We start from the raw sequence: 25,114 nt of genomic DNA on the forward strand, positions 1-25,114 counted from the left end.
ATGACCCGTATGCACTGGGCGAGCGTAAGCCTCCTCGCTATCGCCATTTCCCTGGCAGGCTGTGGTGACGACAAGAAAGAACAGGCACCCGCCAATCAAGCAGCAGCCCCTGCAGCCACCTCAGCGACAACGTCACAGGCGGCGAAACCGGATGAAGCCGCGGCCAAGGCCGTGATCAAGAATTACGCTGACATTGCCGAGGCTGTGTTCAGCGACGCCTTTACAGCGGGTCAGAATCTGCAGAAAGCCGTCGATGCCTTCCTGGCCTCCCCTTCCGACGCCACACTAAAAGCGGCTCGAGAGGCCTGGATGGCAGCGCGCACGCCCTATTCCCAGTCAGAAGCCTTCCGCTTTGGCAACCCTGTTGTGGATGACTGGGAAGGTCAGCTCAACGCATGGCCTCTGGATGAAGGCCTGATCGACTATGTTGCATCCGATTATCAACATGCGACCGGTAACCCGGCTGCTACTGCCAACATCATTGCCAACGAAGAGATTCAGATTGGTGAAGACAAGGTTGACGTCAAGGACATTACTGGTGAAAAGCTGGCCAGTCTGAATGAGCTGGCCGGCTCGGAAGCCAACGTGGCGACGGGTTACCATGCAATCGAATTTCTGCTGTGGGGTCAGGACCTTAACGGGACAGGCCCCGGTGCAGGCAACCGCCCCGCAACGGATTATCTTGCAGGGGATGGCTGCACGGGTGGTCACTGCGATCGCCGTCGCGCGTACCTGAAAGCGGTAACTGATCTCCTGGTTAACGACCTTGAGTACATGGCTGGTCAGTGGAAGCCGGGCGTACCTGATAACTACCGCGCGACGCTAGAACAGGAAAGTGCAGACTCCGGTATTCGCAAGATGCTGTTTGGCATGGGCAGTCTGTCGCTGGGAGAACTGGCCGGCGAGCGTATGAAGGTATCTCTAGAAGCTAACTCGACTGAAGACGAGCATGACTGCTTCAGCGACGATACCCATCACACCCTTTATTACGATGCACTGGGCATTCGCAATGTTTATCTGGGTCAGTACAAGCGTATCGACGGTACAGAAGTGAAAGGCCCAAGCCTTTCCGAACTGGTTGCCAAGGCTGACCCGCAAGCCGATGCCACGCTCAAGGCTGATCTCGACGATACCCAGGCCAAGATGCAGGCCATTGTTGATCGTGCCGAGAAGGACGGTGTTCATTACGACCAGATGATCGCTCCGGACAACACCGCCGACCAGCAAAAGATCCGTGACGCCATTCAGGCCCTGGTCAAGCAGACCGGCGCCATCGAACAGGCCGCGGCCAAGCTGGGCATCCAAGATCTGAAGCCCGATAACGCCGATCACGAATTCTGATCCGCCCCAAGGGCACGGCGTTTTTACGAAGCCACGGCAGGCCCTACCTGCCGTGGCTTCGATACGTTCAGGTCGATCATTTAACGGTACCGTTTGGCTCTGATGACACTAGCTCCCCTTCGTTTGGCCCCCCTGGCGCTTCTCGTCTCGCTTCTCAGTGCCTGTGATGACTCACCGCACTTTACCCACGCAGAACCGGGCGAGGCCTTGTCGGCGGGTACAACCAGCGTCAATGACCAGAGCGCCAATGCCTTTTCGTTTCCCTCCAACAACCTGACGCCCGCTCAGCGTCTGGATTTCAGCGTAGGTAACAGTTTTTTTCGCAATCCCTGGGTCATCGCGCCCTCCTCCACAACAGCGCGAGATGGTCTGGGGCCGTTGTTCAATATCAACGCCTGTCAGAGCTGCCACCTGAGCGACGGACGTGGTCATCCGCCGGGGCCACACGCAACCAATGCCTTCACCATGTTGGTCAGACTATCCATACCCGGCGGACCGCAGGATCAGGAGACTCTGAAAAGACTGGGCGTTGTACCCGAGCCCACCTATGGCGGACAGCTACAGGACAATGCCGTTCCTGGCGTACCGCCAGAGGGCAAGGTCAGGTTCGATTACGCGGACGTAACGGTCACATTCAAGGATGGTACCGTCATCACCCTGCGAAAGCCTACGCTGCGCATAGAAAGTCTCGGGTACGGTCCGTTTCATCCACAAGCCCAGTTCTCCGCGCGTGTAGCGCCACCTATGGTTGGTCTGGGCCTTCTGGAAGCCATATCGGAAAGTGACATCCTCAAGAATGCCGATCCCAACGATGACAACAGGGATGGTATTTCTGGACGAGCCAACTGGGTCTGGAGCTTTGCTGAGCAGAAGACCATGCTGGGCCGCTTCGGCTGGAAGGCAGGCCAGCCCACACTTGACCAACAGAACGCCACGGCGTTTTCCGGCGACATGGGTCTGACGACCAGCCTGATCCCCAATGACGATTGCACAGAGGCTCAGACAACCTGCAAGCAGGCACCCAATGGGGGAGATCCGGAAGTCAGCGACAATATTCGCCGCATGGTGCTCTTTTATACGCGCAACCTTGCGGTCCCCGTCAGACGCGGAGTCGACAAGCCTTCCGTGCTGCAAGGCAAGACTCTGTTTTACGCATCGGGATGTCCTGCCTGTCACATACCCACCTTCAAGACGGCTGCCAACGCTGCGGTCCCTGAACTGGCCAATCAGACCATTCACCCCTACAGCGATCTTTTATTGCATGACATGGGCGAAGGACTCGCCGACAATCGCTCCGAATTTCTGGCCAGTGGTCGTGAGTGGCGTACTCCTCCCTTGTGGGGAATAGGCCTGACACAAAAGGTCAGTGGTCATACACAATTTTTACATGATGGTCGTGCTCGCAACCTGCTTGAAGCCATTCTCTGGCATGGCGGAGAAGCTGAGGCGGCCAAGCAAAACGTATTAGGGCTCAACGCCGAAGAGCGTACTGCCCTGCTTGAATTCCTGAATTCGCTATAAGGAGCGTTGCATGTTCCGCCCTCGGCTTTTGCTAACCGGGCTTGCCCTGGCACTCGGTGCCTGCTCGCCACAGAATCAACAGGCCCAGACCAGCGCCGCCCTGGCCGAGCAGGTCCTGCTACCGGCGTACGCTCGCTGGGTGGAAACCGATCGGGCATTGGCGAGCAGCGCCGTAGCCTTCTGCTCCGGCAAGGAAGAGCTTGGCAAGGCTCGTGAAGCCTTTTTCAACGCACAAAAGGCCTGGGCCGAACTGCAACCGCTGTTGATCGGCCCGCTGGCCGAAAATAATACAGCTTGGCAAGTGCAGTTCTACCCCGACAAGAAAAACCTGGTCGCCCGCCAGGTGGAACAGCTGCTCAAGAGTAATCCTCAGGTTGATAAGGCCACCTTGGACAAAGCCAGCGTTGTCGTCCAGGGACTGACGGCGTATGAATACATTCTGTTCGACAGCAATATCGAACTGGCTAATGCAGAACAGAGGGCACGCTACTGTCCGCTTCTGACAGCCATTGCCGAGCACCAGCAGGAGCTGGCACAGCGTATCCTTACCCGCTGGAAGGAAACGGATGGCATGCTGGCACAGCTCTCCAAGTTTCCGAATCAACGCTATGCCGATGCTCAGGAAGCTATTGCCGACCTTTTGCGGGTACAGGTCACAGCGCTAGACAGCCTGAAGAAAAAGCTGGGCGTTCCGCTGGGTAGACAAAGCAAAGGTATTCCACAGCCGTACCAGGCTGAAGCCTGGCGTAGCGAGTCGTCGCTTCTCAGTATTGCCGCGAGCCTTGCTGGCGCCCAGGCGCTGTGGAATGGCGTAGACGGTAAAGGGCTACGTGCCTTGTTGCCCAAGGAACAAAAACCCTTGGCTGATAAAATCGATACCGCTTATGCCGAGAGCAGCAAACAGCTGGCAGAGCTGCAACAACAGCCGCTGAAGTCCTGGCTCAGTAACGAGGCGGGCGTCGCCAAACTGAACGCCTTTTATGACAGCCTCAATACCGTACATCGTCTGCATGAAGGCGAGCTGGCTAAAGCCCTTGGCATCCAGTTAGGGTTCAACGCCAACGATGGTGATTGAGTAACGACATTGGGTATCCGTCATGTCCACTCTGTTGAGTAGTCTGTTCCATAACCTGCAACGCCTGGGTCGCTGGACGTTTACGTCAGGGTCCCAGGAACCCTTGCTGCTTTCTGCCCGCGACGATGTAGATGGCCGCCACTTTGCCGTGGGCTATCGCCTCAACGGCAAGCCTGTTTTCGTTACCGAGGTTACGCAACGATGCCATGCCATCGTCACGCACCCCAGCGAGCCCTTTGCTGTCTTCGTGGCTCGCCGCCCAGGTACGCAGAGCTATGTAATCGACCTGCGCGATGGAAAACTTGTCCAGACGCTCGACTCGCCTGCAAATCGTCATTTCTATGGGCACGGGGTTTTCCACGCAGAAGGCACGTGGTTCTACGCTACCGAGAACGACACGACGGACCCTGGCCGTGGCCTGCTAAGTGCCTATCGCTTCAGTGATGGAGCTCTGATTCGCTCCCATGAGCTAAGCACCCATGGTCTGGGCCCCCATGAAGTAGCCTGGATGCCGGATGGAGAGACGTTTGTTGTTGCCAACGGGGGAATTCGCACCGAGGCTGAAAGCCGGGTAGAAATGAACCTGGATGCCATGGAACCCAGCCTGGTCTTGATGAGCCGCTCAGGTGAGCTCCTTTCCAAGGAGACGTTGGACCTGCAGATGAACAGCGTTCGCCACTTGGCCATTGCAAAGGACGGCACCATTCTGGCCTGTCAGCAATATATGGGCGCAGCCACCGACGCAGCCGCCATGCTCGGAATCAAGCGTCCCGGAGAAGCCTTCAAAGCCTTTCCGGTGGCAGAGACGCAGCGTCAATCCATGGTCCAATACACGGCAAGCGTAGCAGTACATGACGAATTGAGACTGGTTGCCCTGACAGCCCCTCGAGGCAATCGTTTTTTTATCTGGGACCTGGACAGTGGCATGCTGCGGCTGGACGCACCTCTACCAGATTGTGCAGGCGTAGGCGCAGCGGCAAGCGGGTTTGTCGTGACTTCAGGTCAGGGCCGCTGCCGCCATTATGACTGCAGACAAACACAGATCGTGATGAAGCCACTCGAACTGCCTTCCGGCCTGTGGGATAACCATTTGCTGTTGCATTGATGAGTACTGCGTACCCATCAAGCCTTTAACTCAGGAAGCAACCCGAAAAACGTGCTTCAGGTAATAAACAAAATCCTGATCTTCACTTTGGGTTTTGCCAGGCACATCAGAGATCTTGGCGACGGGCTGACCATTGCAGGATGTCATTTTGAGCACAATATTCATTGGCGCAACGCCCGGCAAATCACACGTGAAGTTGGTGCCTATACCAAAGCTCACCTTGATTCGGCCCTTCAAGGCACGGTAAAGATTCAGCGCCTTTTCTAAGTTTAACGAGTCGGAGAACACTAAGGTCTTGTTCATCGGGTCGATGCCCAGGCTTTCGTAATGCCTGATCGCTTTTTCGGCCCATGTCAGTGGATCACCAGAGTCGTGGCGCAGGCCGTCGAACAGCTTCGCAAAATACAGATCGAAATCGCGAAGGAAGGCATCCATGGTCACAGTGTCGGTCAGGGCAATACCCAAAAGCCCACGATATTCACGCACCCAGCAGTCCAGTGCAGCGATCTGACTGTCGATCAGTCTTGGCCCTAGTTGCTGGTGTGCCATGAACCACTCATGCGCCATGGTACCCAGGGGGGTTACGCCCAGGCTAAGGGCCAGATGCACGTTGCTGGTCCCTACGAAACGCCCGGGAAAATCATCTCGCAGCGCCTTGACCACCATCTCCTGAACCGGAAACGAGAAGCGTCTGCGCGTCCCGAAGTCCGCCATTTTGAAATCGGCCAACTCGGCCGGACTGGCTTCCTGCTTCAGCCACTCAAATTTACGATAGAGCTGCTCACGGGCTTGCTCCAAGGTCTGCTCAGGGTAGCGATTGCGGTTGCGCACCTCGCTTATCAACGCAAGGATCGGCACTTCAAAAAGGATCAGATGCAGCCACGGGCCTCGCAGGCGCAGGCTGAACGCACCGTTCTCAACACCAATATGCACATAGCGCGGATTGAAGCGGAACAGGCGAAGAAAGCGGATAAAGTCGGGCTTGATGAAAGGGATACGCTCGAGGAACGCCAACTGCTCATCACTGATACTGATATCGGCAAGCCGTTCGATCTCGGCGCGAATCTCGGCCTCGTAGGGTCGAAGATCTTCATTGTTTCGGCATTTAAATGCCCACTCGACTTCCGCATTGGGATAGTTATGCAGGACAGCCTGCATCATAGTGAGCTTATAAAAGTCCGTATCCAGAAGGCTTTGAACGCTGCACCGGGAAAAAATACCATCAGCCATAGGTTTCGCTCGAGGTAATCAAATCAAACATCCACAGCATGCCCGAGCTCTGAATGAATAAAAACCCTTTTCCCGTACTTCGCAGCGTTAAATATCAATGAGCGCCTGCCGCGCGCTGGGTCATCCCATACAAGAACAGCATGAGGTTTTCATCGGACGGAACCGCTTTAACCATTCGTGCGTTGGCCGGAGTCTGGCAATAGGAGATTCCTTCATGCCCTTGGACTACCGTTGCACCCGGCTCGTGCCAAGCCGAAAACGCCACTGTTGTAACGCCGAGGGCACCCACTAAAAGCAAAGTTCTTGTGATTGTTAAGTTCATGGCTGCAACCCTTTGATGACCCTGCCAAATACTGCTTGGTAACCGTAGACCAAGGCCTGCCAGTCCGCATGACTGAGCGACGAATGGCGCTTAAGTTGCAGAAGATCCCGCCGAGCGGCACGACGCGCTGAGAAACGACGGCGGCATTTTTCGAGATCCAGTAATGCAACATCGAACTCAACCTCGCCTAGTGTTTCACGGACGCGCAAGAACACATGCTTGTCATACAGGCAACCATGCTGCCAGCGCGCCTTATGCAGCCGAGCCAGCATAGCGCCGAGTTGTTTCAGGAATATATCGCGGGTCGCCTGGTCATACCGCGTCTGGGCACCGCTGGCGTACCAGTCTTCCAGCGAGATATACCCATCGAGTTCGGCACTTACCAGCAGCGCACGCCAGCCTTGCTCATCCCGTCGAGCCTCGCAAAACAAGAGCTCCGGTACGCCCACGCCCAGCGCGGCGATAGAGGTCAAGGCATCTCGCTCACGCAGGGCTGTTGGCCGCCCAAACGGATGACGCAGACTCCGATAGATATGCCCTACCTGACGTTTGGCATAGGCAATGGTACCGTCATTGATCTGGATACGTTGGACGCCGCTTTCTCCACCCCGCCGCTCGTTAGGCGCCTCGACCCACTCTCCCGACATGCCCCACCAGTTTTCAAAGGAACGCTCTGTACCCTTGGACGACGTTGTACCCAATGGGAAAGACATATCGGACATAATCAAACCTTTCTTAAAACATAAACACGCCACATTGAGTAATGCGGCAAGAAATCAAGATGCTTTTCGACTTTGAAACCAGCCTGTACGAATTCGTGCTCGACCTGCTCGGCATTTAGAACAATGCGATTTTGATAACCCGTACTTTTGTTGCGGAGCTGCCGCTTGGCTTCTAGCTGCTTGCGGCGCCATGCCTTGAAGTTACCGTCCACCCATAATGACAGAATGACTGTATCGCGTGTTACACGATTGAATTCCTTAAACATTTCCAAGCGGTCTGCGCTATCAGCAATGTGATGCACCAGGCGCATGCAGAAAATGCTGTCCACTGCGTTATCAGGAAGATCGATAGCAAAAGCGGATGTTTGCAAGGTACGCACACGCTGAACTACTTCTTTGGGCTGGGAGGCACATGCGACGGCCAACATATCCGCTGAGTTATCAGCACCAATAATGACCCGATTCTGTTTTTCCGCGAGTAGCGGCCAGAAACGACCGGCGCCGCATGGTAGATCCAGGACTAAATTGGGCTGTCCCGCCAACCTCAGGGCGCGGCGGGCAAGTTGCTCATCTCGCCAATGAGACAAGCGGCGAGCCATGCCATCCTGGTGTTTCTTGAAGTACTGCTCGGCATGCGCGCGGTCATATTTCTCGGAGAAGGGAAGCTCAATCGTGGATTTCATGGCGGCACTCCATAAGTCAGATGAAGCCACCTTATGGAGCGCACCGTTAAATCAGGGTCAAGGTCATGTGAAAATTACGTCAATCGTTTTTGCCGCTTTCTGGCAATGCCAACTCAACCCGGAAACAGCAGCCGTTTGGCTGACGATTAGTCAATGCAACCTTCCATCCCTGCAACTGGCAGATACGATGGACCAGTGAGAGGCCAAGCCCTAACCCCTCGCCACGTCTTGCACTACCTCGTACAAAGGGCTTGAAGACCTCATCATGTTGAGCTTCAGGAATGCCGCTGCCCGTGTCTTCCACCGTAAAAGCAGCCTCCTCCAACGTCAGGCGAATTTCACCCGCATCCGTGTAATGAAGTGCGTTACGCAGCAGATTACTCATGACAGACCGCAGGAATGGGGCGTTGTAGGTCTGCTGATGTTCATAACCCCCAGGTTCATACCTCAAGGTTAGCCCCTTGGCCTCGATTGCTCCCTGCCACTGCAGCACCAGCTCATCGGCAATCGTTCTGAGCGAACTGCGAGGCGCAATGACCGCCCCGTCGCGCTGTGCCCTGGCCAACTGGAGAAAGGTTTGCACCAGATCCCGCATTTCCTCAGTAGCGCTCACCATTCGCTGTAGCTGCGCCTTACCTCTAGGACCAAGACCTGGATCCTCGGCCAGCAACTCACATGATGTGGCAATTACCATCAGTGGTGTTCGCAACTCATGGCTCACATCACTGGTGAACAACTGCTCTCGGGTAAGCGCATCACGCAACTGACCTAATGCATCGTCAAACGCCGCTGCCAATTCCCCTACTTCATCATTGGCATAATCCGGAGCCAACGGGGGAGCCATCAGCAGCATCTGGTCACGATGCCGAACCTGACGAGCCAGACGACTGACCGGAGCAATGACTCGGCGTGCCAGCAACCAGCCGAGAAGGCCTGACAACGCCACACTGAGCAAAAACCCCTTGAGCACGACCCGGTAAAGAGCCTTTTCCCGTCGCTCAAAATCACTTTGATCCTGCAAAAGGATGTAGTGCCGCCCATCCTGGAACCGAACCCAGGCATAGTAGTACCGACCGCCCTCCTTGACCTCACTGAAGCCCTGCTTGAGCCCCACCAAATCCGGCGGCAATGACTGTGGCTCATTTTCCGGCGCGTAGTAGAGCTTCATGCCTGGATCCAGTACCGGCTGACCACCGTTTCGCATGTCTCGTCGCAACATGCGATTCAGCTCGTTGCTCATGTCTTCGGAGATCAGCTGTTCTTCAACCAGGTGTACGACCTCGACAATACCAAAGGAGAACAGGCCACCCACCACTACGGTCATCAGCACAAATGCAATGATGATCCGGCGTAAAAGGCTCTGCTTATACTCCATTGCTATCATTCGTCAGGCGGTAGCCCACACCATGTACCGTATGGAGCAAGGACGTTTCAAAGGGTTTGTCTATAACTTGGCGGAGCTGGTGAATATGACTGCGCAGACTATCGCTGTCAGGGCAGTCATCTCCCCAAAGCGTCTCTTCCAGGACTTCTCGCCGAATCACATGCGGACTTTTTTGCATGAGCGCCGCAAGCAGCTTGAGACCGATGGGATTTAGCTTGAGCGATTTACCCCCACGGCTAACTTCCAGCGTGTCGAGATCATAAACAAGATCAGCCACCTGGAGCTGCCGCCTGCCTCCTCCACGCGTCCTGCGCATCACCGCTTCGATCCGAGCAGCCAACTCCGACAAGGCGAAAGGCTTGATCAGGTAATCGTCTGCGCCAGAGCGAAACCCCTTGAGGCGGTCATCCAGCTGATCTCGCGCCGTTAGCATGATAACCGGAGTATCGCGCCGGGCATCCTCACGCAAGCGCTGGCATAACGTGTACCCATCGATTCCCGGCAACATGATATCGAGAATCAACAGATCATAATGCTCGGTTGCCGCCAAGTGCAGGCCTGAGAGCCCATCCTGGGCACAGTCGACTGTATATCCCTTGAGACTCAAGTAATCCATCAGATTACTCAAGATATCGCGGTTATCTTCAACCACCAGAATACGCATGAACTCACCTCATAGCCTCGCGCGGTCGCAGCAGGCCTGTTTAACATTTTTTTCACTACCCATTCACTTGGGCATGACAAGGCACAGCGCACTGTACAGGAGCGCCCTGTTTCATCTGCTCAGATAGAAACTGCCTTCCCTGTAAACAATTGCCTCTCTCCTTCTAGGATACCCATGAACGCTTCTGCTTACTCTCGCCCGCTCAACTTTTTCTGGGCTCTGGGTCTGCCTTTGGCAGTAATGATTCTTTTATTGAGTGTTGAGCCCACACGCCTCGACTTTGCACTGGCCGATGCATTCTATGATCCAGGCACAGGGTTTATTGGGCGACACAGTGCCTTTCTTGAGGATGTTCTGCATGATCGGGCCAAACAGCTGGTTATCCTGATCGGTATTATTGCCATTGCAGGCTCGATCCTGAGCTTTTTCTGGACACCTCTGAAACCTTGGCGCAAGTCGTTGGGATACTTGGTGCTTGCAATGGGTACGTGTACAGCGCTTGTCATGCCACTGAAAAAGCTGACCGACGTCCCCTGCCCTTGGAGTCTGGTTCAATATGGCGGTGACCAGGTTTACTCCCCGTTATTGTCAGAGCGCCCTGCGACCAACAAGAACAATCTGTGCTGGCCCGGCGGCCATGCTTCCAGTGGTTTTACCTTGTTTGCATTCTATTTCTTTTTGCGCGATCGCCGTGCACGGCTGGCACGCGGCGCATTAGCTGCGGCCTTCGCGCTGGGCTGCATCTTTTCCATCGGAAGGATGATGCAAGGGGCTCACTTTCTTTCCCATAACATATGGACGGCACTTTTTGATTGGTTGGTGTGTCTGGCTTTTTACCGATTAATGCTTTACCGCCCGACCACTTCACCAGAAAAGACTGCTCCCGCCCCGTCTGCGCTTTAAGTATTGCCCATAAAAAAGCCCGACCATTAGGCCGGGCTTTTTCAGCTAGGTAGCTGGGTGGCTTACATCATGCCGCCCATACCGCCCATGCCGCCCATGTCAGGCATTGCCGGAGCAGCCTTGTCTTCTGGGATATCAGCAACCATGGCTTCGGTAGTTACCATCAGGCCGCCAATAGAGGCAGCAGCCTGCAGGGCGCTACGAGTCACTTTAGCGGGGTCAAGAATACCCATCTCGATCATGTCGCCGTATTCGCCGGTCGCAGCGTTGAAGCCGTAGTTGCCTTCACCGGCCTTGACCTTGTCAACCACGACGCTTGGCTCGCCACCCGCGTTGGCAACGATCTGACGCAGAGGTGCTTCAACAGCACGACGCAGCAGAGCGATACCTACGTTCTGATCTTCGTTGTCGCCTTTCAGACCTTCGATGGCCTGCAGGGAACGAACCAGGGCTACGCCACCGCCAGGCACCACGCCTTCTTCAACGGCTGCACGAGTTGCGTGCAGGGCGTCTTCCACACGCGCCTTCTTCTCTTTCATTTCAACTTCAGTTGCCGCACCTACCTTGATCACGGCAACACCGCCAGCCAGCTTGGCCAGACGCTCTTGCAGTTTTTCACGGTCGTAATCGGAAGAAGTCTCTTCGATCTGAGCACGGATCTGCTTGACGCGAGCTTCGATATCAACCTGAACGCCAGCACCGTCGATAACAGTGGTGTTTTCCTTGTTGATAACAACGCGCTTGGCTTGACCCAGGTGCTCCAGAGTGGTGCTTTCCAGGCTCAGGCCTACTTCTTCAGAGATCACAGTGCCGCCAGTCAGGATGGCAATATCCTGCAGCATGGCTTTGCGGCGATCACCGAAGCCAGGCGCCTTGACAGCAGCAACCTTGACGATGCCACGCATGTTGTTGACGACCAGAGTAGCCAGCGCTTCGCCTTCAACGTCTTCAGCAACGATCAGCAGCGGACGGCCAGCCTTGGCAACGGATTCCAGCACCGGCAGCATTTCGCGAATGTTGGAGATCTTCTTGTCAACCAACAGCAGCAGCGGGTTGTCCAGCTCGGCGGACATGGTGTCCGGCTTGTTGATGAAGTAAGGAGACAGGTAGCCACGGTCAAACTGCATGCCTTCTACGACAGACAGTTCGTTTTCCAGGCCGGAACCTTCTTCAACAGTGATCACGCCTTCCTTGCCTACTTTTTCCATGGCTTCAGCAATGATGCTGCCGATGGATTCGTCGGAGTTGGCGGAAATGGTACCTACCTGAGCGATGGCACGGAAATCGGCGCAAGGCTTGGACAGTTCCTTAAGCTGAGCAACGATCGCGATGGTTGCCTTGTCGATGCCGCGCTTCAGATCCATTGGGTTCATGCCGGCAGCAACAGCCTTCAGGCCTTCGTTCACGATGGACTGAGCCAGAACGGTAGCAGTGGTAGTACCGTCACCAGCTGCATCGTTAGCCTTGGACGCAACGTCCTTGACCAGCTGAGCACCCATGTTTTCGAACTTGTCTTTCAGCTCGATTTCTTTGGCAACGGAAACGCCATCTTTGGTGATGGTCGGAGCGCCAAAGCTCTTGTCCAAAACAACGTTACGACCTTTCGGGCCCAGTGTTGCCTTTACAGCGTCAGCCAGAACGTTTACGCCGACCAGCATTTTCTTGCGGGCGGAGTCGCCGAATTTGACTTCTTTAGCAGCCATGTTCTTTTTCCTCTAAACGAATTCGGTGGAAACAGGGATCGGCAATCAGCCTTCCAGTACAGCCAGGATCTCGGACTCAGCCATGATCAGCAGTTCTTCGCCATCAACCTTGATGGCGTTGCTGCCGGAATAGGGACCAAATACTACTTTGTCGCCAACCTTTACAGCTGGAGCGCGAACTTCGCCGTTATCCAGAACGCGACCGGTTCCTACCGCAACGACTTCACCACGATTCGGCTTTTCGGCAGCCGAGCCCGGCAGCACGATGCCGCCAGCAGTCTTGGTTTCTTCTTCGCTGCGACGGATCACGACGCGATCATGCAGAGGACGAAGCTTCATAGTCGTATCTCCTAATATGTAAGCGTTTCCAATTACCGGTGAAGACCACCGGCTGTTTTGTTTTAACCGGCTTCGCCGGGTGCACCCTGCAATGCAAGGTGCGAATTCAGCCTGCCAATGGCAAGAACCTTACGGTGTCCGCTACATGAGGTTGTAGAAAATCATTTCAAGGGGCAGAGCAAAAAAATTTTCTAATTCAGTGATTAAACGGCTTCTTATCATCTCGCCGTTCGTACTCACCTTCAATCACGCGAGGGGCCTCGGGGCGCTGATGATTTTGATGAAAATCACCCGGTCTGTGCTGATAAGTCTGCCCACCTCCGCGCACATTGATCCGCGCCATTACAGACCCTATCAGTAACTTGCGTGTAATGGGTAACAGCACTAGCAGCGCCAGCACATCACTGATAAAGCCGGGTAGGACAAACAAGGAGCCGCTGACGGCCATCGTCAGTCCCTGCATGATCTCTTTCTCAGGCACTTCACCCATGGCAATACGTATACGAGCCCGCCAAAGCGTCGTGAAGCCGGCCACCCGAAGCATGCCAATACCAATGAGAGTACTCAGGACCAGCAGGATCAACGTCCAGCCGACTCCAATGGAACTGCCAATCTTGATCATGACTGCCAGTTCCAACAGGGGAAACAGTAAAAACAGAAACAGGAATTTGCGCATCGCAGTGTCCTTTGGGGCCTCCAAGGCCGAACCTACCAAAACTCCAAGGTGGCGTTGACCAGGGATTAATTCAACCCTTGCGTGTGGAATCACGCTATCAATAGACACTCAAGGCCAGACGACACGGGCTTCTGCGCAATAGAAAGGAGTGTTACAAGGTATGGATTGATGAGGATTCAGCTGACTACTGGCTGGATAAGGCGCCACAAGGGCGCCCTAGCACAAGCAGTTACCACGTTACGCCAATCCCTGCGCTGTATTGGGTTTCGTTGAGACTTCCCTTGGCCCCGCTGACTAGCTGCTTTGACGCCTTCAGGTTAAGAGACGCCCAATTGGTGACCTTGTAGCGCAGCCCTAAATCCGTATCCAGGCTGAAGTCCGCGGTATTGTCCAGCGGGCGTCCTACGTCACCAGTAGTGAATAGCTGAACCGTCTGTCCGTATACGTAACGGTTGTAGTCCCACTTCATTGACACGGAGTAGAAGCTGTCCTTGTCACCATCGCGGTATTGATAGTCGGCGCGATCCAGCAGCGCTGTCAGGGAGAAGGATCCCAGTTCGTTATCCCAGAACTGATAGCCCGGGCCTGTACCAACGTTACGCTGGCGAGCGATGTCTTCGACTTTGTCCCTGTCATAGGACAGCCGTCCCTGCCAGAAAAACTTTTCATTGAAGAAACGATCCAGCGCGTACTGAAGCGACCAGTTATCCGTGGATACCGCTCCGTCCTTCTTTTCACGGTCGTAACTGCCCTGGGCATTGTGACGCCACATACCGTGCCGAGCCTGGGTCTTGAAGTCGATGTCGTAGTCGTCTGTATCCTTGTCGGCACGCTTGTAATTCAATGCCGCATCGATGTTGCCCTTCCAGGTAAAGTCATGCAGGAGCGGCTTTGGTGGCACAATCTGGCTGATGCTCGCCAGCGGTACGGTCTGCGCGCCCTGCTCTGCCGTTTCGACAATGACCTGACCCTGGCCGGCAGGCTTGAGGCTCTTGACCTCGACATCCTCCTCGTATTCACCACGCTGCACCAGCACGGGCTGATCGCGCTGCAGCGTAGCCACCTTGTCCCAGGACAAGGGAATGGAGCCACCGTAATCGGTCTGCAACAATAGCTTCTTGCTGTCTAAAAGCTTGATCGTCCCGGTCAAGCGGTCACCATTTTTCAGCCATACCGTGTCCGCAAAAGCGGTACTGGAAAGGGCTGAAAAAGCGGCAAGGCAAAAGAGAGTTCGTGACAACATAAAAGACGCCGTTGTAGAGATATGAACCGGTTATGTTTGTCCGGCCCTTGTTAAGAAAGCAGAAATAATCGCGGGTGAGGTTGAGCAACCTTTTCACGCCAAGCGCATATGACTGATTTTCATTAACAAATTCCACTGGCCCAGCATTTCTTTGCTTGTTTTTTGAAATACGTCGAGTTCAGTCCTATGCCTCACTCCCGTTTCCAACATTCAGACACACCCGAGACTCGCCAGGCAGCGCTTTTCGGCGTCATGGCAGAAATACCGCCTGGAAAGGTCGTCAGCTACGGTCAGTTAGCTGAACTGGCTGGCCTGGGCCGCGCGGCTCGATGGGTAGGACGTACACTTTCCCGTCTGCCGGAAGGGACCACCCTTCCCTGGCACCGAGTGATCGGAGCAGATGGTCGGATCAGCTTACCGTCCGACTCCCTTCCGGGTATCGAGCAACGACAGCGATTACGGGCTGAAGGCATCATTTTTCACAATGATCAGGTGGACATGCGTCGGCACAGGTGGAATCCACTTCAGGCTTGCGAGTAGAGTGTGTGTTTTTGTAAATACCGGTTCGCATGATCAGAAACTTCTGGCGAGAAGCCCTCGCCACGTACAAGTCCCCTGCCTGTCTGGCCTTGCTGCTGATGGGGTTTGCCGCAGGCCTTCCGACGATGCTGGTTTTCTCGACCCTGTCCGTCTGGTTGAGGGAGGCTGGCGTCTCGCGTGAAACCATCGGGTATGCCAGCTGGATCGGTCTTGCCTACGCCTTCAAATGGGTATGGTCGCCCATGCTCGATCAGTGGCGCCTGCCGGTCATTGGCAGTCTGGGCCGTCGACGCTCCTGGCTTGTGCTATCACAGGTATTGGTGGGGGTCGGTCTACTGGGCATGGCCTTATGTAATCCTCAATATGACTTGAGCGCCATGATTGCACTGGCAGTAATGGTAGCGTTCGCTTCGGCTACGCAAGATATCGCTGTGGACGCCTATCGGCTGGAGATTGCCGAAGATTCGCATCAGGCTGCGCTGGCCGCCTGTTATATGACGGGTTACCGAATAGCCTCGCTCCTGGCAAGTGCTGGCGCCTTGTTCCTGGCTGAAATATTAGGCTCAAGTGTCCTGAATTATAGTCAGTCCGCCTGGGCGACTACTTATATGCTGTTTGCCTTACTGGTATTACCTGGGCTGCTTACCAGTCTCCTGATTCGAGAACCTCCGCTGGCCGCTCCCATGGGCCTCGCTGATTCTCGATTCGGCTTTAATCACCAGTTACTGTCTGTGACCCTTGTGTTGGTAATGCTGGTTTCCATTCCGGCCATGATCAACGCAATTATTGATTTTGCCTGGCCACGCGCACTGCTCTATGCCCTGTTTATTATTGGTTGCATATCTCCTTGGGGTCGTCGGATCTATGAGCCCATCAAGGATTTACTTGAAAAAGTCCGCCAACCTATGGATCTGCATCAGACCGCCTGTAATGCAGACGAAGTGCCACGCTTTGACTTTGCACACCAAGCAGTCTCGGTCATCGTATTGATCGTGTTATGTATTGCCGTAACGGGTGGCTGCAAATCCTTTTTTGGAGGCTATTGGCCTCGCGGCCTTATGTACCTTCTTATCGCAGCGCTTTGCTTATCCAGTTCGGGACGCAAGCTTATGGGACCTGTTCTGACACCGGTCAGCGAGTTCATACAGCGCTATCGATGGCAGGCCCTAATGCTGCTGGGTCTAATTTCGACCTATCGCCTATCCGATACCGTTATGGGGGTGATGGCGGGTGTATTTTATATTGATGTGGGATACAGCAAAGAGACTATTGCCACCGTCAGCAAGGTATTTGGGGTGGTCATGACCCTGCTTGGCGCAGCGGCGGGTGGCGTATTAACAGCACGGATAAGTATTCTTCCGATTCTTTTTCTGGGCGGTCTTGCTTCAGCGTTGACTAATTTACTGTTTGCCCTGATTGCTACAACAGGCGCTAACACCATGCTGCTAGTGATTGCAATCTGTTGCGATAATTTCAGTGCTGGGTTAGCGTCCTCCGCCTTTATTGCCTATCTGTCGAGCCTGACTAACCTTCGCTTCTCTGCAACTCAATATGCGCTTCTAAGCTCGCTTATGCTCTTGTTGCCACGCCTGCTAGGTGGATACTCTGGAAGCATGGTTGAGCATGTGGGGTATGTTTCATTCTTCATGATCACATCCCTATTAGGAATTCCAACACTGATTCTGATTGCAGTGCTCTGGATAAGGCAGCGAAGCCAGTCCAGTCGGCAAACAAGCACAGGCGAGCCAAGCATTTCTCCGCCGTAATAAAAAGTCCGCCAGTAGGCGGGCTTCGCTTAGGCAGTCTCTTTTTTCTCTGAAACCATATGCAGAACACGTTGGGGAAAAGGAATTCCGATACCAACTTCGCCAAGTCGATCTCGGACCTGTTCGTTCAGCATGAACATCAACGGCCAGTAATCCCCACTGTTAGTCCAGAAGCGCAGAGACAATGTAATTGCACTATCACCCAAGGCAGAAACAACCACCTCTGGTGCTGGATCACGGTGGACACGTGCATCTTCAGCTAACTTGAGCAGAACCTCCCGCCCTTTTTGCAGATCTGCCTCATAGTCCACGCCTACATCAAAAATCACCTTACGCTTGGCCTGGCGTGAGTAGTTAGTAATGATGCCATTGGAAAGTGTTCCGTTCGGGATCGTAACTGTCTTGTTGTCCCCCGTTAACAGAATCGTATGAAAGATTTGCACAGAATCAACCGTTCCCATTACACCCTGGGCCTCAATGAATTCGCCCACGCGGTAAGGGCGGAACATCAAGATCAGCACACCACCTGCAAAATTTGCCAAGCTGCCTTGCAACGCGAGCCCGACAGCCAGACCTGCAGCACCAATCACGGCCACAAAGGAGGTCGTGGCAATGCCAATCATGGAAGCCACACTGACAGCGAGCAGTACTTTGAGAACAATATTAGCCAAGCTGCCTACGAAACCGAGCAGCTCGGCATCAACGCGACGAGCCCTTAATAGGCGGGACATGTTGTCTGTTACCTTATTAATAACCCACCAGCCAATAGCTAGGGTAATGAGAGCCAGTAACAGTTGCCCTATGTACTGCAGTATGACCGGCAGCCAGGCTTCAGAAGCAGCAAGAAGTCGGTCGAACTGCACACTTAGATCCATCGTTGGATTCTCCTTAAATCAATGGAAGATGACCGGCCTATAGCAGTTGGTCACGCTAAGTGCGACGTACCGGTACTAAGAAGGTTCCCGTCACGCGGGACGCCAAGTCATGCAGAAGGGCTAATCACGGAAATTATTGAACTGCAGCGGCATGCCCAATTCCTGGCCGCGCAACATGGCAATGGTTTCCTGAAGCTCATCGCGCTTCTTGCCAGTCACGCGGACCTGCTCGCCCTGGATTGCGGCCTGAACCTTGATCTTGCTGTCCTTGATGGTGGCAACGATTTTTTTGGCAAGCTCTTTATCGATGCCTTCACGCAGTACAACTTCCTGCTTGACACTTTTGCCAGAGGCATAGGCATCCTTAACTTCCAGACACTGCACATCGATCTTGCGCTTGGCTAAATTCATTTTCAGGATCTCCAACATCTGCTCAAGTTGAAAATCCGCTTCCGCCGTTAGCGTGACGGTAAGCTCTTTGAATTCAAAGGAGCCCTTTCCGCGTAGGTCATAGCGGCGATCCAGTTCCTTCATGGCATTTTCAACCGCATTGGTCACTTCATGTTTATCCAGTTCGGACACTACATCAAAAGAAGGCATGTCATATCTCCATGTAGGCCAGGCGCTTGACTTGATGCGACTGGCTTGACGATCAAAAAGGGGCAGCCATTATAACGACTGTGGTCGATTACCCGGAATTCCATCCTGCCCGGACATGAAACATGGGTTCCTTCTATTTTTGCTAACGAGGTATAACGTCATGAGCTGGCACATTCTGGGAGCGGGAAGTCTGGGGGGGTTGTGGGCAGCGCGCTTGTTTCGCGCAGGCATCCCGGTACGCCTGATCTTCAAAGACCGCTTGCGCCTGGCCCAATACCGGGCAGCCGGTGGACTCTCCTTACGTGAGGGTAAGCAGGACAGCCTTTACCCATTGCCTGCCGAAACACCTCAAGAGACCTCCCCCATCCGACGCCTGCTGGTGGCCTGCAAGGCTTACGATGCGGAGGACGCCGTCGCAGCCGTGGCATCCCGCCTCATTCCTGGCGCTGAAGTGGTTCTGCTGCAGAACGGCATTGGCAGCCAGGAACGCGTAGTCGAGCGTATACCGCGGGCTCGCTGCATACTTGCAAGCAGCACGGAAGGCGCCTTCCGTGAGTCCGATTTCAGCATCGTCCAGGCTGGGAAAGGCCACACTTGGCTGGGTGATCCGGCTCATCCCGATCATGTACCGGAGTGGCTGGATGAGCTCAACGAGGCGGACATACCGGTCCAGTGGTCAATAGAAATCATGGGGCAACTCTGGCGCAAGCTTGCCATCAACTGTGCCATCAACCCTTTAACGGTGCTCCATAAATGCCGTAATGGTGAGCTCAACGCCTACGCTGGCGAGATCAAAGCCCTCACCCTTGAACTGGGCGCGTTATTGGAGGCAGTCGGGCACGGAAACCTTGCCCCTGGCCTTCAGGAAGCGGTGCTGGCTGTAATTGATGCGACTGCCGACAACACCTCATCAATGCTTCAGGACGTTACTCATGGGCGTCGTACGGAAATCAGTTTTTTGCTTGGCCATGCACTGCAAGAGGCCCAGCGCCATGGACTCAAGCTGGGAGCCCTTGAGCAACTCCATCGCCACTTGATCGATCATCTGGAGACCCATGGATTGCCGGTAGACTAAGCGCAGGCTACCCTTTCCGATCCTATTGCAGCGATGTAAGCCATGATTCTGCGCGAGCGACTCAGAAATCTTCCGGTTGGCCAGAAGTTGTTGGCTGCGCTTCTTGTACTGTTAAGCGCTGTGTTGCTGGTAGCTAACATTACCTTCATCTCTGCAGCCTACTGGATTTCCCAGGAAAACATGACGCCCCAGGCGTTGCAAACGGTTGGCAGGCTGCTGGCAATCCCCACGCTGAGCCAGGAGGCGCTGAGCTCCAAGGAGCGGGCTGAAGCGCTTCTGCATCGACTCGACAATTACAGCCCGCTCCGCCTGGCCGCCATTTACAACCAGGACGGGCATCTACTTGCCGAAATACAAAATGGCACGTTGCTAAAGCTGCCTACGCATTACACAAGCCTTGAAAACTGGCGCTTGCGTGAGTTTCGTACGAATGTGCTGATCGACCTTCCTCAAGAAGATGGCCGCTCCGGCCATTTGCTGCTGGTCGCCAGCAGCGAGTTACCCGGGGCCTTCTATACCGGAACGCTGACCGCCAGTATCGCCATTCTGGTGTTCAGTCTCCTGCTCTGGTTTGTTGTGGCCAGACAGATTCGTCTGTTGATCACCCGGCCGATCCTTCAGTTGGAAGAGCTGTCTCGCCAGGTTACCCGCGAGGAAAATTACTCGCTGCGCGCTGGCAAGGGTAGTGACGACGAAATAGGTCGGCTGGCAGATGCTTTCAATACGATGCTGACCCGCATCGAGGGCCGCGAGCAACAGCTCAAACGCGCCCGTGATGACGCCCAGTCCGCAGTGCTTCAGGCTCAAACCCTGGCCGAAGAAACACGTCGCTCGAACCGAAAGCTCGAACTGGAAGTTCAGGTACGGGGCAAGATCGAGAAAAAGCTCACCGGCTTTCAAAATTACCTAAACAGCATCATCGACTCGATGCCATCGGCACTGATTGCTGTCGATGAACAGTTCTATGTGACGCAGTGGAACCAGGAGGCAACCAACCTCTCAGGCACCAATCTGGATGAGGCGTTGAATCAACCTATTTTTCTGGCCTTCCCCTCAATCAAACCGTTTCTTCCCCAGCTAAGTCGCGCGGCCGAACATATGCGTGTGGAAAAAGTAGAGCGTGTCACCTGGGCGCTGATTGACGCTCCCCGACATTACACGCTGACCTTTTATCCACTCATGGGCGGTGCCGGACGCGGAGTCGTCATCCGAATCGATGACATCACCCAGCGCCTGAACATGGAAGAGCTGATGGTGCAGTCCGAAAAAATGCTCTCGGTCGGTGGATTGGCTGCGGGCATGGCGCATGAAATTAATAATCCGCTCGGTGCCATCCTGCATAACGTTCAGAATATCCGCCGCCGACTTTCACCAGAGCTTCCCAAGAATATCGATCAGGCAGCAGAGTGCGGCGTGGGACTGGAGGATGTGAACTGCTACCTGGAGGGACGGGAAATCCCCCGTCTTCTTGATGGGATTCATCAGGCAGGAAGCCGTGCCGCCAAAATCGTCAGTCACATGCTGGCTTTCAGTCGTCGAAGCAACCGCAAGATGGTCGCCTGCGACCTGCCCTCCCTGATCGACCAAGCCATCGAAATTGCTGGCAATGATTTTGACCTGGCAGAAGGTTTCGACTTCCGCGCACTCAATATCCAATGTGAATTTGATCCGGATCTGGGCCCCGTACCGGTTATTGCCAATGAACTTGAGCAGGTTCTCCTCAATCTGTTGAAGAACGCGGCCCAGGCCATTCATCAACGGGATGATGAAGAAGAAGGCGAAACGGGCCGTGTGGTGCTGCGTACATACCGCCGAGGCGATTGGGCAGAAATTCAGGTTGAGGACAATGGGATCGGGATTCCGGAATCAATTTGCAAGCGGATCTTCGAACCCTTCTTTACCACCAAGGAAGTGGGACAAGGGACCGGACTGGGTTTGTCCGTGTCTTATTTCATCATTACCAACAACCACAAGGGTCAAATGGAGGTCCATTCCAGATCTGGTGAAGGCACCTGCTTTACCCTGCGCTTGCCGCTCAATCAGCCGGAGGCAGGCAACAACTGATACCAAGGAGCTTGTACATGGGCTATCGCCTGTCAAAAATCTACACCCGAACCGGTGACACAGGCGAAACAGGTCTGGCAGACGGCAGCCGCGTCCGCAAGGACCATCCTCGTATCGAGGCCATTGGTGATGTGGACGAACTCAATAGCATGCTGGGCGTTCTGCTTGCAGAGCTGGAGGATCAGCAGGTTCACATCCCCGAGCTTGCCTCCGTCATTGACGTCCTGGCGCCCTGCCAGCATCGCCTGTTCGATCTGGGTGGTGAATTGGCCATGCCAGATTATCGCGCGCTGGACCACGATGAGATCGAACGACTGGAGCAGGCGATCGATACCTGGAATGAAGAGCTGGGGCCCCTGGAGAACTTCATCCTGCCCGGCGGTTCACGTGCCGTTGCGTTGGCTCATACCGCACGCAGCATCGCTCGACGTGCCGAGCGGCGTTGCCAGACGTTAAACCTAAGCGAGCCGCTCGAAGGTGTAGGGATGGCTTATCTCAACCGCCTTTCGGACTTGCTGTTTGTTGTCGCACGTATCATTGGTAGGCGTCAGGGTATTGCCGAGCACTTGTGGAAGCCGGCTCAGAAAGCGGGACATCATGATGGCTGATCCCACCGCCCTTCCACCGACACGTCGCCGCGAAGGGCTCCATGCCGCCTGGGATGGATTCATTCTCGTATTGGTATGCGCCAATCTGGCATTGATTCTGTTTGATAGCCTTTATTCGATTGGCCCGTTGAATCGTCTGGTTGAGCTGGCCAGCCCCACTGCACATGGCTGGTATGCTCATTATGTGCATGCACACTTCCAGATAATCGATCTTTGCTTTGTTGCATTTTTCATTCTGGATGTACTGCTGGGCTGGGCGATTGCCATTGCAGAGCGTTGTCATGGCAAATGGTGGTACTACCCTTTTATTCACTGGTATGACGTTCTAGGTTGCATTCCCCTGAGTGGTTTCCGCCTCTTGAGAGCCTTGCGCGTCGCCTCCCTGCTTATTCGTCTGCAACGGCTGGGCCTCATCGACATTCGTCATTGGCGCCTCTACGAGTTTCTCAATCACTACTATCAGCTCTTGATGGAGGAAATCTCCGATCGCGTCATGATCAAAATCTTCGGTGAGATACAGGAAGAGCTTCGTACGCAGGACGACTTTTCCAGCCGCGTGATCGACGATGTCATTCGACCACGCAAACAGCAGCTGATAGATGCGGTCGCCTCGCGGTTACAACGCATGATCAATGAAAGCTATGCTCATAACCAGGCTACGCTACATCGCTATGTCAGCGAATTGATCAGCTCGGCAGTAGCCGAAAACGAGGACATCAAATCCCTGAAGCGACTTCCTATGGGCGATCGCCTCGCCAAGTCTCTCGACAATACGCTTGCCGATATCGTCAATCGCCTGATCCGTGAGGCGGTTGTTGGTCTGCAGTCAAGAGACTTTAAGGCGTTGGCCAGCCGTATTGCTGATCGTAGCTTCGATGAAAGTCTACCTCGAGGACAAACGGATCTTGATGAAGTACTGGTCGAAATTCTTGAAGTATTCAAGCAAAAGGTTATTGCTCGCCGGGCTAGCGAGCTGGGTGAACTACTGCTGCCCACCCCGCTGACTGACTCCTCTCAGCTAACGGGGCCAGACAGACCTCGTTAGATAGATTCCGGTGACCGTATCAGCACCGGAACTCAACGTTCACTCCGCAGGCCAAAAAGCGCGGATACCCGCTACCCCCTGGGCACCCGACGCCCAGGCACGGGACAAGTCAGCCGGCCTTAGGCCGCCTAGCAGATATGCAGGATGGTTAAATGCCTTCAAAAGCGCTTCCGCGGCTTCCCATCCCAGCGTCGGCGCTCCTGGGTGAGACTCGGTAGGTTGAACAGGAGAAAGCGTTACGAAGTCCACTCCCATCTGCCTGGCAAGCTCAAGCTCCTCAGCATTATGACAAGACGCTGCCAGCCAACGGTGCTCAGGAAAAGGCCGCCCATTGTCAGCGTAACGGCGCAGCTGCTGGCTGGTTATATGCCATCCGGCAGCCGGAAAGTCACCCAACCATTCCAATGGCCCCTTGAGCATGAGCTGAGCACGGCCAGCACAGAGTCCTTGCGCATCCACTGCGAGGTCACGGTATTGAGGATCGAATGAGGCAGGCGTGCGCAGCTGAACCAGCTCGATACCTGCATCCAATGCTCTGGCAAGCCCATTAAGCAACGCCTTCGGCTCAAGATCCCCTGGCGTGATCAGATAAGTGCGTGGTAGCCGGGCAGCCTTGACGATAGGAATGTTTGCCTCGGGAAATTCATAGTCGGGCAAGTCACGTGGCCGTACCCAAGCCAACGGTTGGCCTTCGAGTCCTTTGGCCTCCCCTGCAAATGAAGTGACCTCCCATACGTCGAGTAGAACCGACTTATCCGTATAGTCATGGCAAACCTGGATCAATGGACGGCAGGCCTCTACCTGAATACCTAACTCTTCGCTCAGCTCACGAGCCAGGGCGACCTGAACATCCTCGCCAGGCTCGACCTTTCCACCTGGAAACTCCCACAAACCACCCTGGTGCTGCTCCTTTGATCGCTTTGCTATCAGGATTTCACCTTGAGGATTGCGAATAACCGCTGCTGCGACGTGAACTCGACTCATGAAATAACCTCTTTCTCTTTCAATGCCTCCTCATACCAGCGTTGGAATGCAGGCCATGCGTAAATGGCATCTACATATCCATCAGCATCGGATGCAAGAGACACAGAATAACTTCTCAGGCGTGTAGCGACAGGGGCATAAAAAGCGTCAGCAATACTGGCACGACCAAACAGGAACGGCCCCTCTGCACCAAAACGCTCACGGCACTCTGCCCATAAGAAACAGATACGCTTGATGTCATTTTCAGCTTCGGCAGGTATCGTCGCGAGCCGTTGGCGGCGCTTCAGGTCCATGGGCAGATGATTACGCAACGCTGAAAAACCGCTGTGCATTTCAGCACACAATGAACGGGCCATTGCCCGCGCGGCAGCGTCAGACGGCCACAGTCCTGCTTGCGAGTAGTTTTCGGCCATATACTCGGCAATTGCCAGAGAATCCCAGATGACGCCTTCCGGGGTCTTCAGAACAGGTACCTTACCGGTAGGAGAGTGCTGTCTAAGCCGCGCACGGCTGTCTGGTGTGTAGAGCGGAATTTGGAGCTCGTCATAGGTAGCACCGGACAGCTCCATGACCAGCCAGGCTCTAAGCGACCAAGACGAGTAATTTTTGTTACCGATAACCAGGGTAAGAGACACGCGCCTCTCCT

Annotated in this window: 25 protein-coding genes; 11 read left to right on the forward strand and 14 right to left on the reverse strand. The window is 54.6% G+C overall.

The features are described from left to right. From HMPREF1487_RS03855 to HMPREF1487_RS03870, 4 genes are all read left to right on the forward strand, one after another. Positions 1–1,341, forward strand: coding sequence for an imelysin family protein (locus HMPREF1487_RS03855; protein ID WP_010795282.1), 1,341 nt, complete (start codon positions 1–3; stop codon positions 1,339–1,341). Between the two features lie 102 nt (positions 1,342–1,443). After that, positions 1,444–2,862, forward strand: coding sequence for a di-heme oxidoreductase family protein (locus HMPREF1487_RS03860; protein WP_010795283.1), 1,419 nt, complete (start codon positions 1,444–1,446; stop codon positions 2,860–2,862). A 10-nt stretch (positions 2,863–2,872) separates the two neighbouring features. After that, positions 2,873–3,937: an imelysin family protein gene (locus HMPREF1487_RS03865; RefSeq protein ID WP_010795284.1), complete on the forward strand. Its 1,065-nt coding sequence runs from the start codon at positions 2,873–2,875 to the stop codon at positions 3,935–3,937. Positions 3,938–3,959: 22 nt separating this feature from the next. Next, positions 3,960–5,042: a DUF1513 domain-containing protein gene (locus HMPREF1487_RS03870; protein ID WP_010795285.1), complete on the forward strand. Its 1,083-nt coding sequence runs from the start codon at positions 3,960–3,962 to the stop codon at positions 5,040–5,042. A 30-nt stretch (positions 5,043–5,072) separates the two neighbouring features. On the opposite strand, the gene pncB is transcribed toward HMPREF1487_RS03870, so the two are convergent. The 6 genes from pncB to HMPREF1487_RS03900 all read right to left on the reverse strand — a co-directional run bounded on the left by pncB (position 5,073) and on the right by HMPREF1487_RS03900 (position 10,047). Continuing rightward, a complete protein-coding gene (gene pncB / locus HMPREF1487_RS03875; protein WP_010795286.1) occupies positions 5,073–6,272 on the reverse strand; it encodes a nicotinate phosphoribosyltransferase in 1,200 nt (399 codons plus the stop codon). Between the two features lie 94 nt (positions 6,273–6,366). Beyond that, entirely contained in the window at positions 6,367–6,594 is a 228-nt protein-coding gene (locus tag HMPREF1487_RS03880; RefSeq protein ID WP_010795287.1) for a hypothetical protein, read from the reverse strand. Then, positions 6,591–7,316, reverse strand: coding sequence for a lipopolysaccharide kinase InaA family protein (locus HMPREF1487_RS03885; RefSeq protein ID WP_010795288.1), 726 nt, complete (start codon positions 7,314–7,316; stop codon positions 6,591–6,593). Before HMPREF1487_RS03885 ends, HMPREF1487_RS03880 begins: the two co-directional genes overlap by 4 nt. 2 nt (positions 7,317–7,318) lie before the next feature. Continuing rightward, positions 7,319–7,999 carry a class I SAM-dependent methyltransferase gene (locus HMPREF1487_RS03890; protein ID WP_010795289.1) on the reverse strand — a complete coding sequence of 227 codons (681 nt, stop codon included), beginning with the start codon at positions 7,997–7,999 and terminating at the stop codon, positions 7,319–7,321. Positions 8,000–8,078: 79 nt separating this feature from the next. Next, on the reverse strand, positions 8,079–9,374 hold the full coding sequence (locus HMPREF1487_RS03895) for a sensor histidine kinase (RefSeq protein ID WP_010795290.1): 1,296 nt from the start codon (positions 9,372–9,374) through the stop codon (positions 8,079–8,081). Next, positions 9,364–10,047 (reverse strand): response regulator transcription factor, encoded by a 684-nt coding sequence (locus HMPREF1487_RS03900; RefSeq protein WP_010795291.1) that lies wholly within the window; start codon positions 10,045–10,047, stop codon positions 9,364–9,366. Before HMPREF1487_RS03900 ends, HMPREF1487_RS03895 begins: the two co-directional genes overlap by 11 nt. A 174-nt stretch (positions 10,048–10,221) precedes the next feature. Here HMPREF1487_RS03900 and HMPREF1487_RS03905 point away from each other — a divergent pair, with 174 nt between their 5' ends. Continuing rightward, positions 10,222–10,950: a phosphatase PAP2 family protein gene (locus HMPREF1487_RS03905; RefSeq protein ID WP_010795292.1), complete on the forward strand. Its 729-nt coding sequence runs from the start codon at positions 10,222–10,224 to the stop codon at positions 10,948–10,950. Positions 10,951–11,012: 62 nt separating this feature from the next. Here the strand turns inward: HMPREF1487_RS03905 and groL are convergent, their stop codons facing one another. From groL to HMPREF1487_RS03925, 4 genes are all read right to left on the reverse strand, one after another. After that, positions 11,013–12,653 carry a chaperonin GroEL gene (groL, locus tag HMPREF1487_RS03910; protein ID WP_010795293.1) on the reverse strand — a complete coding sequence of 547 codons (1,641 nt, stop codon included), beginning with the start codon at positions 12,651–12,653 and terminating at the stop codon, positions 11,013–11,015. Positions 12,654–12,698: 45 nt separating this feature from the next. Further along, positions 12,699–12,992, reverse strand: coding sequence for a co-chaperone GroES (locus tag HMPREF1487_RS03915; protein ID WP_010795294.1), 294 nt, complete (start codon positions 12,990–12,992; stop codon positions 12,699–12,701). A gap of 196 nt (positions 12,993–13,188) precedes the next feature. Continuing rightward, positions 13,189–13,668, reverse strand: a complete 480-nt coding sequence (locus HMPREF1487_RS03920; RefSeq protein WP_010795295.1) for an FxsA family protein — start codon at positions 13,666–13,668, stop codon at positions 13,189–13,191. Between the two features lie 229 nt (positions 13,669–13,897). After that, positions 13,898–14,911 carry a DUF481 domain-containing protein gene (locus tag HMPREF1487_RS03925; protein ID WP_010795296.1) on the reverse strand — a complete coding sequence of 338 codons (1,014 nt, stop codon included), beginning with the start codon at positions 14,909–14,911 and terminating at the stop codon, positions 13,898–13,900. A 186-nt stretch (positions 14,912–15,097) separates the two neighbouring features. Here HMPREF1487_RS03925 and HMPREF1487_RS03930 point away from each other — a divergent pair, with 186 nt between their 5' ends. Both HMPREF1487_RS03930 and HMPREF1487_RS03935 read left to right on the forward strand, forming a co-directional pair. Beyond that, positions 15,098–15,451, forward strand: a complete 354-nt coding sequence (locus HMPREF1487_RS03930; RefSeq protein WP_010795297.1) for an MGMT family protein — start codon at positions 15,098–15,100, stop codon at positions 15,449–15,451. Positions 15,452–15,480: 29 nt separating this feature from the next. Continuing rightward, entirely contained in the window at positions 15,481–17,217 is a 1,737-nt protein-coding gene (locus HMPREF1487_RS03935) for an AmpG family muropeptide MFS transporter (protein ID WP_010795298.1), read from the forward strand. Positions 17,218–17,246: 29 nt separating this feature from the next. On the opposite strand, the gene HMPREF1487_RS03940 is transcribed toward HMPREF1487_RS03935, so the two are convergent. Continuing rightward, positions 17,247–18,092, reverse strand: a complete 846-nt coding sequence (locus HMPREF1487_RS03940) for a mechanosensitive ion channel family protein (protein ID WP_010795299.1) — start codon at positions 18,090–18,092, stop codon at positions 17,247–17,249. 120 nt (positions 18,093–18,212) lie between these two features. Next, positions 18,213–18,692, reverse strand: coding sequence for a YajQ family cyclic di-GMP-binding protein (locus tag HMPREF1487_RS03945; protein ID WP_010795300.1), 480 nt, complete (start codon positions 18,690–18,692; stop codon positions 18,213–18,215). Positions 18,693–18,852: 160 nt separating this feature from the next. Between HMPREF1487_RS03945 and HMPREF1487_RS03950 the strand changes: the two genes are divergently transcribed. From HMPREF1487_RS03950 to HMPREF1487_RS03965, 4 genes are read left to right on the forward strand one after another with little or no spacing between them, the layout of a single operon-like run. Beyond that, entirely contained in the window at positions 18,853–19,767 is a 915-nt protein-coding gene (locus tag HMPREF1487_RS03950; protein ID WP_010795301.1) for a putative 2-dehydropantoate 2-reductase, read from the forward strand. A gap of 42 nt (positions 19,768–19,809) precedes the next feature. Continuing rightward, positions 19,810–21,831 carry a sensor histidine kinase gene (locus tag HMPREF1487_RS03955; RefSeq protein ID WP_010795302.1) on the forward strand — a complete coding sequence of 674 codons (2,022 nt, stop codon included), beginning with the start codon at positions 19,810–19,812 and terminating at the stop codon, positions 21,829–21,831. 17 nt (positions 21,832–21,848) lie between these two features. Further along, on the forward strand, positions 21,849–22,439 hold the full coding sequence (locus tag HMPREF1487_RS03960; protein WP_010795303.1) for a cob(I)yrinic acid a,c-diamide adenosyltransferase: 591 nt from the start codon (positions 21,849–21,851) through the stop codon (positions 22,437–22,439). Beyond that, positions 22,429–23,484: an ion transporter gene (locus tag HMPREF1487_RS03965; RefSeq protein ID WP_037029678.1), complete on the forward strand. Its 1,056-nt coding sequence runs from the start codon at positions 22,429–22,431 to the stop codon at positions 23,482–23,484. The genes HMPREF1487_RS03960 and HMPREF1487_RS03965 overlap by 11 nt, the downstream gene beginning before the upstream one ends. A 39-nt stretch (positions 23,485–23,523) precedes the next feature. Here the strand turns inward: HMPREF1487_RS03965 and HMPREF1487_RS03970 are convergent, their stop codons facing one another. Both HMPREF1487_RS03970 and HMPREF1487_RS03975 read right to left on the reverse strand, forming a co-directional pair. Beyond that, positions 23,524–24,468 carry a Nudix family hydrolase gene (locus HMPREF1487_RS03970; protein ID WP_010795305.1) on the reverse strand — a complete coding sequence of 315 codons (945 nt, stop codon included), beginning with the start codon at positions 24,466–24,468 and terminating at the stop codon, positions 23,524–23,526. Further along, positions 24,465–25,103, reverse strand: coding sequence for a glutathione S-transferase family protein (locus HMPREF1487_RS03975; protein WP_010795306.1), 639 nt, complete (start codon positions 25,101–25,103; stop codon positions 24,465–24,467). The genes HMPREF1487_RS03970 and HMPREF1487_RS03975 overlap by 4 nt, the downstream gene beginning before the upstream one ends. Positions 25,104–25,114: the final 11 nt, after the last annotated feature.

The sequence above is a fragment of the Pseudomonas sp. HPB0071 genome, from assembly GCF_000478505.2.
GTDB lineage: Bacteria > Pseudomonadota > Gammaproteobacteria > Pseudomonadales > Pseudomonadaceae > Chryseomonas > Chryseomonas luteola.

What these genes read in the sequence shown, in the direction of transcription:
- HMPREF1487_RS03885 (WP_010795288.1), bottom strand. Translation starts at nt 7,316, where the DNA reads ATGTCCGATATGTCTTTCCCATTGGGTACAACGTCGTCCAAGGGTACA.
- HMPREF1487_RS03940 (WP_010795299.1), bottom strand. Translation starts at nt 18,092, where the DNA reads ATGGATCTAAGTGTGCAGTTCGACCGACTTCTTGCTGCTTCTGAAGCC.
- HMPREF1487_RS03870 (WP_010795285.1), top strand. Translation starts at nt 3,960, where the DNA reads ATGTCCACTCTGTTGAGTAGTCTGTTCCATAACCTGCAACGCCTGGGT.
- HMPREF1487_RS03960 (WP_010795303.1), top strand. Translation starts at nt 21,849, where the DNA reads ATGGGCTATCGCCTGTCAAAAATCTACACCCGAACCGGTGACACAGGC.
- groL (WP_010795293.1), bottom strand. Translation starts at nt 12,653, where the DNA reads ATGGCTGCTAAAGAAGTCAAATTCGGCGACTCCGCCCGCAAGAAAATG.
- HMPREF1487_RS03900 (WP_010795291.1), bottom strand. Translation starts at nt 10,047, where the DNA reads ATGCGTATTCTGGTGGTTGAAGATAACCGCGATATCTTGAGTAATCTG.
- HMPREF1487_RS03950 (WP_010795301.1), top strand. Translation starts at nt 18,853, where the DNA reads ATGAGCTGGCACATTCTGGGAGCGGGAAGTCTGGGGGGGTTGTGGGCA.
- HMPREF1487_RS03945 (WP_010795300.1), bottom strand. Translation starts at nt 18,692, where the DNA reads ATGCCTTCTTTTGATGTAGTGTCCGAACTGGATAAACATGAAGTGACC.
- HMPREF1487_RS03895 (WP_010795290.1), bottom strand. Translation starts at nt 9,374, where the DNA reads ATGGAGTATAAGCAGAGCCTTTTACGCCGGATCATCATTGCATTTGTG.
- pncB (WP_010795286.1), bottom strand. Translation starts at nt 6,272, where the DNA reads ATGGCTGATGGTATTTTTTCCCGGTGCAGCGTTCAAAGCCTTCTGGAT.
- HMPREF1487_RS03860 (WP_010795283.1), top strand. Translation starts at nt 1,444, where the DNA reads ATGACACTAGCTCCCCTTCGTTTGGCCCCCCTGGCGCTTCTCGTCTCG.
- HMPREF1487_RS03855 (WP_010795282.1), top strand. Translation starts at nt 1, where the DNA reads ATGACCCGTATGCACTGGGCGAGCGTAAGCCTCCTCGCTATCGCCATT.
- HMPREF1487_RS03905 (WP_010795292.1), top strand. Translation starts at nt 10,222, where the DNA reads ATGAACGCTTCTGCTTACTCTCGCCCGCTCAACTTTTTCTGGGCTCTG.
- HMPREF1487_RS03965 (WP_037029678.1), top strand. Translation starts at nt 22,429, where the DNA reads ATGATGGCTGATCCCACCGCCCTTCCACCGACACGTCGCCGCGAAGGG.
- HMPREF1487_RS03880 (WP_010795287.1), bottom strand. Translation starts at nt 6,594, where the DNA reads ATGAACTTAACAATCACAAGAACTTTGCTTTTAGTGGGTGCCCTCGGC.
- HMPREF1487_RS03890 (WP_010795289.1), bottom strand. Translation starts at nt 7,999, where the DNA reads ATGAAATCCACGATTGAGCTTCCCTTCTCCGAGAAATATGACCGCGCG.
- HMPREF1487_RS03935 (WP_010795298.1), top strand. Translation starts at nt 15,481, where the DNA reads ATGATCAGAAACTTCTGGCGAGAAGCCCTCGCCACGTACAAGTCCCCT.
- HMPREF1487_RS03930 (WP_010795297.1), top strand. Translation starts at nt 15,098, where the DNA reads ATGCCTCACTCCCGTTTCCAACATTCAGACACACCCGAGACTCGCCAG.
- HMPREF1487_RS03925 (WP_010795296.1), bottom strand. Translation starts at nt 14,911, where the DNA reads ATGTTGTCACGAACTCTCTTTTGCCTTGCCGCTTTTTCAGCCCTTTCC.
- HMPREF1487_RS03920 (WP_010795295.1), bottom strand. Translation starts at nt 13,668, where the DNA reads ATGCGCAAATTCCTGTTTCTGTTTTTACTGTTTCCCCTGTTGGAACTG.
- HMPREF1487_RS03955 (WP_010795302.1), top strand. Translation starts at nt 19,810, where the DNA reads ATGATTCTGCGCGAGCGACTCAGAAATCTTCCGGTTGGCCAGAAGTTG.
- HMPREF1487_RS03915 (WP_010795294.1), bottom strand. Translation starts at nt 12,992, where the DNA reads ATGAAGCTTCGTCCTCTGCATGATCGCGTCGTGATCCGTCGCAGCGAA.
- HMPREF1487_RS03865 (WP_010795284.1), top strand. Translation starts at nt 2,873, where the DNA reads ATGTTCCGCCCTCGGCTTTTGCTAACCGGGCTTGCCCTGGCACTCGGT.
- HMPREF1487_RS03970 (WP_010795305.1), bottom strand. Translation starts at nt 24,468, where the DNA reads ATGAGTCGAGTTCACGTCGCAGCAGCGGTTATTCGCAATCCTCAAGGT.